The organism is Dehalococcoidia bacterium (genome assembly GCA_041649635.1).
Taxonomy (GTDB): domain Bacteria; phylum Chloroflexota; class Dehalococcoidia; order E44-bin15; family E44-bin15; genus JAYEHL01.
Map to the genome: position 1 here is coordinate 737682 of JBAZMV010000001.1, position 12952 is coordinate 750633.

Sequence of the window (12952 nt, forward strand, 5' to 3'; positions counted from 1 at the left end):
ACGACAATGATTAAATCCTTTAGAGGCGTTACACCCAGGATTCATCCCACCGCTTACATAGCCGAGACGGCCGAGATAATCGGCGACGTGGAGATAGGCGAGATGGCCGGGATATGGCCGGGTACGGTGGTTCGAGCCGACCACGCAAAAATAACTATCGGAAAGTACACACAGATAGAGGACAACTGCACCGTACACGGCGACGTGCCCATGTCCATCGGCGAGAAGGTGCTCATCGGGCACAACGTGGTGGTGCACTGTGCAAAGATAGGCGACAACGTACTCATAGGCAACCACGCCACGCTTCTCGATTATTCCGAGATCGGGGAGGGCAGCGTCGTCGGCGCCAACGCCATGGTCAACATGGGCATGAAGGTTCCGGAACACTCGTTTGCCTACGGCGTCCCGGTTAAGATAACGGGAAAGGTGCCGCCGGAAAGGGATGAGATAATCCGCCTGGCATTGCTCAAGAATATCATAATGGCCATGGAGTTCAAGGAGGAAGGGATTTAGCAACAGGGTTTATTGTAGGGGCGCTGCTCGCTGCGCCCTTCCTATTCGGTTAAGGCAAACCCTACCCCCTATCCGACGACAACCGAGGGTTTGGAAATCAGACTCTCCCCCGCAACCTCAAGATATGCTCCGCCACCTGCGCGAAACCCGGACCGAACTCCAGATCGCTTGCGTATTCGGCGGTTTCCTCCATTAAGTTTCCATCGACGGCAGACAACCTATTGTTACGGATATAAACACTGTGGGGGAAATTCTGGAACAGGGTCATGTCGGTAAGCGAATCGCCAACGACTAGAACCTGCTCAGGCGACAGTTCGCCGTCGATCAGGCCCAGTATTCTCTTCAGCGTCCCACCCTTGCTGACGCCCTTCTGCAGCAGGTGCAGCATATAGCCCGAGTCGAGAAGCTCCGATTCCCTTATATTCTTCCTCAGCTCGACAGTATCCAGACCCGGTGCCTTGAATCCGACATCGATCAGACGGTCAGCATCGTCCTCCGTCGACTCGATCGCTTTGGGAAAGGCTTTCTTCAAACGCTCTAAATCCCTCAACGCAGGCTCGCGCGAATAGCCCAGATCGAGCAGTACTTCATCCGGGCGCATCTTGGCGATGCCGCCGTTCTCCCCTATTATCGGGCCGTTGATGCCGATATTTATGGCCGGAGCCTCCAGCCTGGGCAGCGTGCGCCCCGAGACAAAGCCGACCGTTATACCGCGCGCCAGCAGAGCCCTTATCGCTTCCCCGGCGATGGATTCTATGCGCCCGGCCAGGTCAGTAATCGTGCCGTCGACATCGGTCATTATGAGACGGATATCGCCAGCCAAACCGGAATCGATTTGCAGATATGATTTGGACATGACATTACACAGATTAAACTATGAGATGGCAAGCGGTCAACGAACATGAGAAAACACGAAGAAAGACATGGAGGGAAAGACAGGAATCAACTACAGAGATTCTTGAATAATTTGGACTGAGACGACGTTACAGAAGTTCATGCCGGTACGAACTTGATTACTATTACTATGACCATAACAACCGCCCAGATGATGGAGAGTAAAAGTACGACCTTCTTCCAATTACTCATAACACTGCCTCCATTAAGAATCAACACCGGTCCATGACAGCTATACGTGACGGGAGTTAAAAAATAACATATCGGCATATTTCTGTCAAGTAATGATAGCGCGACTTGAATATGTCGGCCTGTTACGATATTCTATAACTCGGTCAAGAGGTTCGATGATAAAACCATTCAACGGGAAAACGCCAAAGATAGCCGCATCCGCCTTCATAAGCGAGCAGGCTTACATCGTAGGGGACGTGGAGATCGGTGAGAACTCCAGTGTGTGGCCCGGCACCGTTATACGCGGCGACCATGCGAAAATCACCATCGGCGAGAACACTCAGATCGAGGACAACTGCACGGTGCACACCGGCTTCCCCATGACCGTAGGCGATAACGTGCACATCGGGCACAACGTGGTCGTCCACTGCGCAAGCATCGGCAACACGACGCTCATAGGCAACCACGCCACGTTATCCGAATACGCCGAGATCGGCAAAGGCTGCGTCGTAGGAGCCCATGCCCTGGTTCCCCCCAGCATGAAGATACCCGACCGCACCTTCGTCGTCGGCGTGCCGGCCAAGGTAAAAGGTGAGGTCTCGGACGAGCGCATAGCGATTACAAAGCAAAGCGTCGATATCTATGTAAAGATGTCTAAGGAATACAAGGAACAGGGACTATAATCACGGGAGGTTCTTTCAATGTGCAAGGAAAGCAGGATTCAGGAGCTCTTCGACTTCACCGGTAAGGTGGCCATAGTCACGGGAGGCGGCAAGGGCGTTGGGGTGGGCATCGCCACATGGCTCGCGGACGCCGGGGCCGATGTGGTTGTCATGAGCCGCACGCAGTCCGACCTTGATAAGGTGGTCAAGGATATCGAAACGATCGGGCAAAAGGGTCTGGCCGTTATCGGTGACGTAAGTAAAGCCGCCGACGTCAACAGGCTGGTCCAGAGCGCCCTGGATAAATTCGGCAGGATAGACATACTGGTAAATAACGCCGCCATATTCCCCTACTATAACTTCTTCGACCTGACGGAGGAGCAATGGGACCAGGTGCAGAATATAAACATCAAGGGCATGTTCCTCTGCTGTCAGGCAGTGGCCAGACAGATGGTCAAGCAGGGAAACGGTGGGAAGATAGTCAACATAGCCTCCATCGAGGGCGAGTTCCCCCTTACCGCCGGACGCGTCCATTACCATGCCTCCAAGGGCGCCGTGATCAACTTCACGCGCGGGCTGGCCAAGGAGCTTGCCGAGCATAAGATAAACGTCAACGCCATCGCCCCGGGCATGACCGATACGCCGGGCCTTTCGGCTGCCATGGGCGGATGGAAACCGGATGCGATTACAGGCCGCATACCCCTTGGACGGCTGGGCACGCCGGACGACATCGCCAAGACCGTTCTCTTCATGGCCTCGGACGCCGCCGACTACATCACGGGCGCCCTCCTCTTCGTAGACGGCGGGCTGCTGCTCGGGCGCGGGTGGAAGAGAATAGGTTAATACATAAATCTGCCGACACGTCAGGCCTGTAAAAGAATACTTCAGCTAATCTTCCGCTTAAAATGCTTGACAAATCTCTATTTTTTTATATAATATACTTACCGAACGGTAAGTAAGTTGAGTTTATTTTAAGCGACAAAAGTCCCGATCATATCCCGGTTGCTTAAGGGAAAAACGCTATCGGAGGCGCATATGAAGGAGCAGGTACTTTCCGACGTTGTAGTCCTTGATTTTACGCAGGATCTGGCAGGGCCGTTCTGCACCAAGATGCTGGCGGACTACGGAGCCGAGGTGATAAAGATCGAGAGGCCCGGCACCGGCGACCGCACGCGAAGATACGGCCCCTTCCCCAACGATGATCCCGACCCCGAGAAGAGCGGGCTCTTCCTGTTTCTTAACACGAACAAGAAGAGCGTAACGCTTGATTTGAAGTCGGACATCGGCAGGAGGATCGCAAAAGACCTGGCCAGGGATGCGCAGATCGTGGTTGAGAGCTTCAGGCCGGGCACTATGGAACGCTTCGGGCTGGGCTATAAAGAGCTCGAAAAGATCAACCCCAACCTGGTTATGACCTCGATATCGACCTTCGGGCAGACCGGTCCCTATCGCGATTTCAAGGCCACGGATATCGTCCTTTTCGCACTCGGCGGCCCGATGTACGTCGCCGGCGATCCGGAAGGCGGGCCGGTGAAGTACGCCTTCGGCGTCATCCCAATCCACCTCGGCTACGTCGCTGCCGGAGCTACGCTGGCGGGCTTGTGGACTGCCGAGGTGCAGAACATCGGTCAGCAGATAGATTTCTCCATGATGGAAGTACTGCAATCAAATGCCAACTTCCAGCTGGCGCACCATCTCATTTATCAGTATGTTCACGAGATACCGCCGCGGGAGATTACGGGCTTCGGCATGATCCCTTTCGGCAACTATCCGTGCAAGGACGGCTGGATATTCGCGCTGGTTCTTCAGGCTGACTTCCCGGTGCTGTGCAACAAACTGATGAACATGCCGGAACTGCTGGAACAGTTCCCCAACGTTTACGACTCATCGAGAAAGGATGAGTTCGACAGCACTTTTATTAACTGGCTGGCAGATTACACGAAAGCAGAGCTGCTGCAGAAAGCAGGGCCCCTGGGACTTAACATCGCCCCACTGAATACAATGGAGGATGTTTACAACGACAAGCACTTCAACGAGAGAGGGGTTTTCACCGATATCGATAGTCCGCTGGCGGGAAAATTCAAATACCCGGGCCGGCCTTTCCTCAATGATGACATGCCGTGGGCGATTAAAACGCCTGCGCCGCGCCTGGGCGAGCACAACGTTGAGATATTGTGCGACAGGCTCGGCTACAGCAAACAGGATCTGGTGCGTCTGAGGCAGATGGGTGTCGTCTAAATCTATGGCAGGAGGAATAAAGAGACATGAACACGAATAAACTGCCGCTGGAAGGTATACGCGTTATCGATATGGGCATAGTCTGGGCCCTGCCCTGGACCGGGGCTATGCTGGGGGAGATGGGCGCCGAGGTGATACGCATGGAGTCTCTTCAATACGCCCCGCGCATCGTGCGCCACGGCGGCCTGCCCAAGCCGGCCAAGGAGTTCCTGCCCTTCCTCGGCACGCTGGGCAAGGGCTATCCCGACCTCGACCCCGGAGAGAAGCCCTGGAACCGGTATGCCATGTTCAATGCGCTGTACCGCAGCAGGTTGAGCATGACGGCGGACATCACCAGGTCCAAGGGATTGGAAATCTTCTACAAGCTAGTTGCGCTATCCGATGTGTTTATAGAGAACAACGCCCCCGGCGTTATGGAGAAGATGGGCATCACCTGGGAGAAGATACACGAGGTCAATCCCCGTATGATATACGTTCGCTCTTCGGGCTACGGGTTCTCCGGGCCCTATCGCGACTACTCCGGTTTCGGCATGACGCTGGAGTCTGCGGCGGGACACAGCGCGCTCCGCTGGTACGACAACGAGAACATGTTCCATCAGAGCCACTCTTTTCTGGCGGACGCCAGCGCGGGAGCGGCAGCCCTGTTCGCCGTGATGCTGGGCCTGCGCCGACGCCGCAAAACGGGTGAGGGAACCATGGTGGAGATAGGCCTTTCCGAGAACTTCATCAGCCATCTGGCCTACTACGCGATGGACTACGCCATGAACGGGCGTCTGCACGACGCCATCGGCAACCGCGACCTGTGGGCGATTCAGGGATGCTACATGTGCAAAGGTGTCAGACCTGAGCCCGGCTCGGTAAAGACTACCGGTGAGGATCACTGGGTTGCGATAACTATAAATAACAATGAAGAGTGGAACGGCCTGTGCCGCGCCATGGGCAACCCGGCATGGACCGGCGACGCGAAATTCGCCGACCAGCTTAGCCGTATGAAGAACCACGACGAACTGGACAAGCTCATCGAGGAGTGGACTAGCCGGCACGATAAGCATGAGGTCATGCGCCTGCTGCAGAAAGAGGGCGTCCCGGCCGGCGCCGTGCTCAACTCGCAGGACGTGCTGAACGATCCGCACCTCAAGGAGCGCGGCTGGGCTGTGGAACTGGAGCATCCGGAAGCCGGGACACATAAGTACGCCGGGCCGGTATGGAAGATGAGCAAGACGCCGGGTCGGGTCTTCCCGGCCCCCTGCCTGGGCCAGCATAACGAATACGTATACAAAAAGATACTCGGGGTATCGGATGAAGAATATCAGCAGCTGGTGGAGGAACAGCACGTGGGCGATTCTCTGATCGGGGTATAGAAAAAGAGCCTTCGAAGGATGAAAGATGGTCAAAAAAACAAAGCAACCGAAGAGCGGCCATAAAGACACCCGGAAGCACATCATCGACACGGCACGAGCCCTGTTCTCGGAATCGAGCTATCTGGGTGTTTCCATGAGTGATATTGCCGAGAAGCTGGATATAACCAAGGCAGCCCTTTATTACCACTTCCCCAGCAAAGAGGAAATCTATAATGCCGTGCTAGATGAAGTCCTGAACGACATTAACGCCGCTCTAACGGAGGCATTAAAGGAGAAAACCCTGAACAGACGGCTCTACAAAGTCATAAAGAACTACCTGGATCTGGGTTTAAAGGAAAAGAATATCATCAAGGCAACACTTTTGTCCGGGGAGCCGACGGTTAGAGATCATGTCATTCAGAACAGGAAACAACTAGACGGCATAATCCAGCCTTTGCTGAAAGACATCTTGGCAGAAAAGGGCCTGTCCGGAGAGGTAGACCAACGGTTGCTGGCCACACTGCTCATCTGCATGATGGACGGCATACTCCTGGAATATTCGTTTTCCGGCCATAATATAAACTCCGATAAAATCGCGAAGCAGTGGGTCGCTTTCTGGTTTCAGAAATCGATGGCTACTCGGAAATAAATCGCGAGAGGGGCAGAATTCCGTAACTTGAGTTAAGGAGAATAATATGAGAGAGGCTTTGGCCGATGTCAGAGTTGTAGAAATCAGTCGGAACATATCCGGACAATATACCAGCAAGCTCATCGCCGACCTTGGCGCGGACGTCATAAAGATAGAACCGCGCGGCATAGGCGATCCTCTCAGGTCGCAGGGCTCGTTCCCCGAAGACCCATCGGACCCCACAATAGGAGCCCTGTTTTCCTACCTTAACGCCAACAAGCGCAGCATCGCGCTTGATATAGAGAGCCAATCCGATGCCAAATCGCTGCTTAAGATAGTAAAAGGCGCCAACCTTTTAATCGAAGATCTCGGATTCAATGGTCTGGAAAAGCGCGGCCTCAGCCCTGAACGGCTGCGCTCCGTCAATCCCGGAATCGCGCTGGTAAGGATTTCGGACTTCGGCCAGGAAGGAGAATATGCCGACAGGCCCTCGACGGATCTAATCGTCCAGGCGCTCTCCGGGTGGATAAGCGGCCACTACATAGTAGGGCAGGAGCCTGTAGCGGGGGGCGGGCGCATCTCCGAGTTCGTTACGGGGATGTTCGCCGCGTGCGGCGCGCTCACCGCATACAAGGCCGCGGTGCGCTCGGGTGAGGCGGTATGCCTGGACATATCCAAGCAGGAGTGCCTGTTATCCTGTCTCGTGACGCCATGGCTCCATGTCGAGCAGTTGAAAGCTCTGGGCTGGAACATGCCGGAGGGACGGCATTTCTTTCCGCCGGGGATCACGCCCTGCAAGGACGGCTGGGTCGGCATCAACAACTTCAGCGCCCAGAACTTTGAGGACTTCTGCCGGCTGGCCGGTCTGGACGAGTTCATCGACAAGCGAATGGACATAGTAGGGTGCGGCGAATCGAGTCCCGGATTCTTCAAGGCAGTGGAATCATGGGCCGCGGAGCACACCGTGAACGAGATCGTAGAGATGGGACAGGCGGCCCGCATACCTGTAGCGCCGATAGCCAACGGTAAGCAGCTTTTAGAGATGGAGCATCTGAAGTCCCGTAATTTCTTTATAAGCGAGCCCGGGGGCAAGTTCATTCAGCCAAGCTTCCCATACCGTTTGGAGACAACCCCTGCATCTTTGCGCAGCCCCGCGCCCAAGCTCGGCAAGCATAACGCGGATTCCGCATCACCCTGGAAGGGAAAGAAACTTCGCGTCGCTCAATCGAAGCCATCGTACAGGAACAGAGGCTACAAAAATCCCTTCTGCGGGCTTAGAGTTATCGACTTCGGAACCTATCTGGCGGGCGGAACGGTAGGCGCCTATCTGGGAGCGTACGGGGCGGATGTGCTCAAGATCGAGTCCATCCAGCGTCCGGACTCGTACCGGTATGCCGCCGCATATCCGCAGGAGGGCCCGGACTGGTATGAGCACGCCGGTTCCTGGCAAACATGCAATTTGAATAAACGCGATATCACCCTGAATATAGACGACGCCGAGGGCAGAAGACTCGCCGAAGAGCTTATTGCAAAGGCGGATATAGTAATCGAGAACTACACACCGCGCGTTATGGACAACTTGAAACTCGGCACAAAGAGAATCAAAGAACTGAACCCTGATGTCATCTTTTTGAGGATGCCGGGCTTCGGGCTGGAAGGGCCGTGGCGCGACTACGCCGCGTTCGCGTTTCCCATCGAGCAGGCATGCGGCATAGCCTGGATCACGGGATGGCCGGGGGAACATCCCTCAAACCTTGGCGGATACGTAGATATTATGAACAGCATGCACGCACTGGTCGCGCTGCAGGCCGCTCTGCACCACCGCGAACTGACCGGGGAAGGACAGTTGATCGAGCTGGCGCAAATCGAGTCGCTGGTCTGCGCCACTGCCGAGCAGACAATCGCATATTCCATATCAGGCCGGACAATGGATCGGAAAGGCAACAGGGACGGGAGCATAGCGCCCCAGGGCGTATATCGGTGCAGGAACGGCGAATATGCGGCTGTTTCGATCAGGGATGACGATGAGTGGAGGCGATTCGTATCATTAATAGGTTCGCCCTCGTGGACTCAGGGTGCCGGCTTAAATTCGCGAGCCGGCAGGCTGATGCGGCAGGACGACCTCGACCGCTTTATAGCTGAATGGACGGCGGGGCAGGCTGCGGATGACGCAGTGAAAGCGCTCAGGGACGCGGGCATCCCCGCAGCCAAGTTGCTGAACTCGACCGGCGTGTTAACCGAGCCTAATCTTATAGCGCGCAAATTCCACCAGGTGCTGACCCACCCGGCGTTCCCCAGGAGGCAGTACCCGAGATTCCCGTGGCTGCAAAACGGCAGGACGGGATACGGCTACGGCGGGTATAGGTCCGGCGCGCCAACTCTCGGCCAGCACAACATTGAGGTGCTGAGCGGCGAGCTGGGACTGACCAAGGAACAGATTGAAGCCCTGGCAAAGAGAGAGGTTATAGGCAACGTCCCCAAGGGCATGGTGACGAACACGGCATAATAGTTAAGAGCAGGAGGCCGCGTCATGGGAAGACTTGAAGGTAAAGTAGCTTTGATAACGGGGGCGGCGAGCGGGATCGGCCGCGAGTCAGCCTTGCTGTTCGCCGAGGAGGGAGCCAGGGTCGTCGTGGCCGATTACGATGCGGGAAAAGGAAAAGAGACAGCGAAACTCATCGAGGAGGCGGGCGGCACAGCCGTCTACGTCAAAGCCGATGTTTCCAAATTGTCCGATATCGAGGGAATGATAGATGCGACGATGAAGGAATTCGGGCGGCTGGACGTCCTGTTCAACAACGCCGGCATACAGGGCGCCAGAGGCGGCTTCACTGTCGACCTATCCGAGGAGGAATGGGACAAGGTGATGGACATAAATCTCAAGAGCGTCTTCCGCGCCGCCAGGCTGGCCATACCTATAATGCTGAAACAGGGCGGCGGGGCCATCATAAACACCGCGTCGGCGCAAGGCGTGGGGGGCAGCATCACGGGCGGGGCCTACTGCACCTCAAAGGCCGGGGTCATCATGCTGACGAAGGTGCTGGCAATAGAGTACGGTAAGAAGAACATACGTGTGAACTGCATCTGCCCGGGCGTCATTGAAACGCCGATGGCATCGGGATACATTCCTTTCCTGAAGACGGAGGCCCTGGCAGCGGGACGTCCGGGACAGCCAAAGGAGATCGCGCAAGCGGCCCTATTCCTCGCCGGCGACGAGTCATCTTACATACATGGAGCGGCCATAGCTGTTGACGGCGGATGGACCGCCGAGGTGAATTTGCCGGTAAGAAAACCCAAGCCCTCGACATAGGCTGTTCCATAACCGTGCGACATAAGAAGTCGTTAATTAATGGAGGTGGACAAATGGGAGGTCATATTAGAAATATATTCTCCCCGGGCTTTATCGGGAAGATGGAACTGAAGAACCGAATAATAATGGCGGGCATGGGCACCAGCCTGGAGCCGGAGGACGGCACCGTGGACCAGCGCACCATCGACTTCTACGCGGAGCGCGCCAGGGGCGGAGCAGCTCTGCTCATCGTCGGTGTTGGCGCGATCGACCATCCGTACGGACTGGCGCTGACGAACCAGCTCGGCCTGTCCGACGACAAGTACGTTCCCGGCCTGAAAGTACTGTCCGACGCCATTCACGCGAACGGCGCCAAGATTGCCATCCAGCTGCACCACGCCGGCAAGGTGGCCATGTCGGACTTCGGGCGGGGCATCGATATGGTCAGCGCCAGCGAGCTCTCCGCCGGCGGCAGCGAGATATTACAGGACATGGCCTCCACCGAGATACCCCGTCTCATGCAGCAGTTCTCCAAGAAACCGCCGCACAATACGACCCTCGCCCTGAGCAAGGAACAGATCAAAGACTACACACGCAAGTACGCCGAGGCCGCCGGACGCTGCAAGAAGGCCGGGCTGGACGGCGTTGAGATACACGCGGCCCATGGATATCTGATAGCCAACTTCCTCTCGCCGCACACCAACAAGCGCACCGACGAGTACGGCGGCGAGGTGAAGAACCGGACCCGATTCCTGCTGGAGATCATCGCGGCGGTGAGAGAGAAGGTCGGGCGCGACTATCCGGTGTGGTGCCGCATCGACGGGCAAGAATTTGAGATCGAGGACGGCATCACTATAGACGACACAAAGCAGCTTGCGCCGATGCTGGAGGCCGCCGGCGTCGACGCCCTGCACGTGAGCGGCTACGGCGGCTTCCGCCGCTCCTTCTATCACGCCCCGATCTGCCAGCCCGAGGCGCACCTTGTCGGCCTGGCCGCCGAGATAAAGAAGACGGTGAAGATACCGGTCATCGCGGTGGGCCGCATCGACGCGGAGCTGGGCGACAGGCTGATTCGAGATGGCAAGGCGGATTTCATCGCCATGGCGCGCGCCATCCTCGCCGACCCGGAATATCCCAACAAGGTCGCCGCGGGCAGGCAGGACGATGTAATACCGTGCATCCAGTGTTACAACTGCGCCACGCAGGCCTTCTGGAACGCGCCGGTATTCTGCGCGGTCAACCCGGCGGCGGGCAAGGAGGCCGAGCTGCGCATCGAGCCAGCAGGGCAGCCGAAAAAGGTGCTGGTCATCGGCAGCGGGCCCGGCGGCATGGAGGCGGCCATCGTCGCCGCACGTCGTGGGCATAAAGTTGCGATATACGACAAAGGCGTGCGGCTGGGGGGCGCGCTGGTCTTCGCCTCCATGGCCTCCGAGCTTAACGAGGCATTTCTGTACTATCTCATCCGCCAGGTAAAAAAGCTTGGCATCGAGGTCCATCTCGGCACAGAGGTCACGCCGCAGCTTATCGACGAGATTAAACCGGACGCGGTGATAGTGGCCAATGGCGGCATCCTGACATCGCCGGATCTACCTGGCAAGAATCGGCCCAACGTACTGACCGGCTCGGACTTCCGCAAGATGCTGGCCAGCAACCTCAAGGGCGAGGGCGCCAGGATGCTTACGTGGTGGCAGAAGATGGCGGTGCGCATCAGCTCCCCGCTGCTGCCATACTTGATTACGATCCCCAACATTCGCAAGATATCGCGCATATGGCTGCCCATCGGCAAGCGCGTCGTCATCGTGGGCGGCGATATCGCGGGTGTGGAGCTGGCGGAGTTCCTGGCCGACCGCGGGCGCCAGGTCACCGTACTCGAAGAGAAGGACCTGGCCGCCGAGATGTCCATCGCCCGGAGATGGAACTACCTGCAGCACCTGCGCGAGATGGGCGTGACACTTATCAAGGGTGTGAAGTACGGCGAGATCACTGATGAGGGTGTGAGCTATTCGACCAAGAAAGGCTCGACCGTCGTGCCGGCCGACACCGTGGTAATCACCGGAGGCATCGCCGCCAACACCGCGCTGTACGAGGCGATAAAGGCCAAAGTGCCGCAGACGTTCATCGTCGGCGACTGCCGCGAGCTGCGCCTGATACACGGCTCGGTGGAGGACGGCTGCCGCGCTGCGCTTGCCATCCAGTAGGCCGATAGCGTTTAATAGATACAGGAACCTTTGAAAAAGAGGTGCAGGATTCCTCCTGCCGGGGGAATTGGGGGTGTCCCCCAACTCCCCAACTTCCCCCAAGATTGGGGGCCAGGGGGTTGATCAGCACTTAACCCAGAGCTTCCTACAGAAACTCGAAATGCCTTGAAACAGGGGAGGATAACTACATGAGCCTGAGCAATATTCAGCAACTTATGGATTTCACTGGCAAGACCGTCATCGTGACCGGCGCGGGCAAGGGCATCGGCGAGGCCATAGCGCTGGAGTTCGCCAACGCAGGCGCCGATGTTGTAGTGGCCGCCCGCACAAAAAGCGACCTGGATAAGGTCGTCGATAAAATAAAAGCGATGGGACGCAGGGGGCTGGCCGTCCCCACCGACGTGACAAAGGTTGATGCCATCGACAACCTGCTACAATCGACTTTGAAGGAGTTCGGCAAGGTCGATGTGCTGGTAAACAACGCCGGCCACTCACCGATGAAGAACGTGCTAAACGTAACCGAGGAGGATTGGTATTACAACCTCGACCTGAACCTGAAGAGCGCATTCTTCTGCTGTCAGGCTGTAGGAACCTGGTGGATAAAGCAGAAGCGCGGCGGCAGGATAGTTAACATCTCCTCACTCGAATCGCATACGCCCTTCGCGCGAGGCGTTATACCATACGAGGCGGCCAAGGCCGGAGTCAACATGATGACCAAAGCCCTGGCCAAGGAATGGGCCTACAAGGGGATATACGTCAACTGCGTCGCGCCGGGCTCCACCAATACGGAGGGTACCCGCCAGATGGCGGCGGCCGTCGGGATATCCGTGGAGGAATACAAGCGTATGGCATCGGTGGATGTGGGCATATGCATGGGACGCCCCGGCGAGCCCGAGGAGATGGCCTACGCCGTGCTGTTCCTGTCATCGGACGCCGCGAATTACATCACTGGACAGGTGCTGTATGTGGAAGGCGGCGCGCTGCTGGGCAAGGCCTGGAAGATAAAAGGAGCGTAGGGG

At 56.9% G+C, this 12952-nt stretch carries 11 protein-coding genes; 10 read left to right on the top strand and 1 reads right to left on the bottom strand.

Annotated elements, in window-relative coordinates; all coding sequences use genetic code 11:
• Positions 1-6: 6 nt before the first annotated feature.
• Positions 7-513, top strand: coding sequence for a gamma carbonic anhydrase family protein (locus WC562_03630; GenBank protein MFA5055250.1), 507 nt, complete (start codon positions 7-9; stop codon positions 511-513).
• A gap of 97 nt (positions 514-610) precedes the next feature.
• Here WC562_03630 and WC562_03635 read toward each other — a convergent pair whose 3' ends face one another.
• A complete protein-coding gene (locus WC562_03635; protein MFA5055251.1) occupies positions 611-1369 on the bottom strand; it encodes an HAD hydrolase family protein in 759 nt (252 codons plus the stop codon).
• A 385-nt stretch (positions 1370-1754) separates the two neighbouring features.
• Here WC562_03635 and WC562_03640 point away from each other — a divergent pair, with 385 nt between their 5' ends.
• From WC562_03640 to WC562_03680, 9 genes are all read left to right on the top strand, one after another.
• On the top strand, positions 1755-2261 hold the full coding sequence (locus WC562_03640; GenBank protein ID MFA5055252.1) for a gamma carbonic anhydrase family protein: 507 nt from the start codon (positions 1755-1757) through the stop codon (positions 2259-2261).
• Between the two features lie 18 nt (positions 2262-2279).
• Positions 2280-3083 carry a glucose 1-dehydrogenase gene (locus tag WC562_03645; GenBank protein MFA5055253.1) on the top strand — a complete coding sequence of 268 codons (804 nt, stop codon included), beginning with the start codon at positions 2280-2282 and terminating at the stop codon, positions 3081-3083.
• A 192-nt stretch (positions 3084-3275) separates the two neighbouring features.
• Positions 3276-4478 carry a CoA transferase gene (locus WC562_03650; protein MFA5055254.1) on the top strand — a complete coding sequence of 401 codons (1203 nt, stop codon included), beginning with the start codon at positions 3276-3278 and terminating at the stop codon, positions 4476-4478.
• Positions 4479-4504: 26 nt separating this feature from the next.
• A complete protein-coding gene (locus WC562_03655) occupies positions 4505-5839 on the top strand; it encodes a CoA transferase (protein ID MFA5055255.1) in 1335 nt (444 codons plus the stop codon).
• Between the two features lie 25 nt (positions 5840-5864).
• Positions 5865-6467, top strand: coding sequence for a TetR/AcrR family transcriptional regulator (locus WC562_03660; protein ID MFA5055256.1), 603 nt, complete (start codon positions 5865-5867; stop codon positions 6465-6467).
• Positions 6468-6513: 46 nt separating this feature from the next.
• The gene (locus WC562_03665; protein ID MFA5055257.1) at positions 6514-8952 is read left to right on the top strand and encodes a CoA transferase; all 2439 of its coding nucleotides are present in this window, start codon (positions 6514-6516) and stop codon (positions 8950-8952) included.
• Positions 8953-8976: 24 nt separating this feature from the next.
• Entirely contained in the window at positions 8977-9756 is a 780-nt protein-coding gene (locus WC562_03670; GenBank protein ID MFA5055258.1) for a glucose 1-dehydrogenase, read from the top strand.
• 53 nt (positions 9757-9809) lie between these two features.
• Positions 9810-11933 (top strand): NAD(P)/FAD-dependent oxidoreductase, encoded by a 2124-nt coding sequence (locus tag WC562_03675; protein MFA5055259.1) that lies wholly within the window; start codon positions 9810-9812, stop codon positions 11931-11933.
• Between the two features lie 188 nt (positions 11934-12121).
• On the top strand, positions 12122-12949 hold the full coding sequence (locus WC562_03680; GenBank protein MFA5055260.1) for an SDR family NAD(P)-dependent oxidoreductase: 828 nt from the start codon (positions 12122-12124) through the stop codon (positions 12947-12949).
• Positions 12950-12952: the final 3 nt, after the last annotated feature.

What these genes read in the sequence shown, in the direction of transcription:
- WC562_03630 (MFA5055250.1), top strand. Translation starts at nt 7, where the DNA reads ATGATTAAATCCTTTAGAGGCGTTACACCCAGGATTCATCCCACCGCT.
- WC562_03635 (MFA5055251.1), bottom strand. Translation starts at nt 1,369, where the DNA reads ATGTCCAAATCATATCTGCAAATCGATTCCGGTTTGGCTGGCGATATC.
- WC562_03640 (MFA5055252.1), top strand. Translation starts at nt 1,755, where the DNA reads ATGATAAAACCATTCAACGGGAAAACGCCAAAGATAGCCGCATCCGCC.
- WC562_03645 (MFA5055253.1), top strand. Translation starts at nt 2,280, where the DNA reads ATGTGCAAGGAAAGCAGGATTCAGGAGCTCTTCGACTTCACCGGTAAG.
- WC562_03650 (MFA5055254.1), top strand. Translation starts at nt 3,276, where the DNA reads ATGAAGGAGCAGGTACTTTCCGACGTTGTAGTCCTTGATTTTACGCAG.
- WC562_03655 (MFA5055255.1), top strand. Translation starts at nt 4,505, where the DNA reads ATGAACACGAATAAACTGCCGCTGGAAGGTATACGCGTTATCGATATG.
- WC562_03660 (MFA5055256.1), top strand. Translation starts at nt 5,865, where the DNA reads ATGGTCAAAAAAACAAAGCAACCGAAGAGCGGCCATAAAGACACCCGG.
- WC562_03665 (MFA5055257.1), top strand. Translation starts at nt 6,514, where the DNA reads ATGAGAGAGGCTTTGGCCGATGTCAGAGTTGTAGAAATCAGTCGGAAC.
- WC562_03670 (MFA5055258.1), top strand. Translation starts at nt 8,977, where the DNA reads ATGGGAAGACTTGAAGGTAAAGTAGCTTTGATAACGGGGGCGGCGAGC.
- WC562_03675 (MFA5055259.1), top strand. Translation starts at nt 9,810, where the DNA reads ATGGGAGGTCATATTAGAAATATATTCTCCCCGGGCTTTATCGGGAAG.
- WC562_03680 (MFA5055260.1), top strand. Translation starts at nt 12,122, where the DNA reads ATGAGCCTGAGCAATATTCAGCAACTTATGGATTTCACTGGCAAGACC.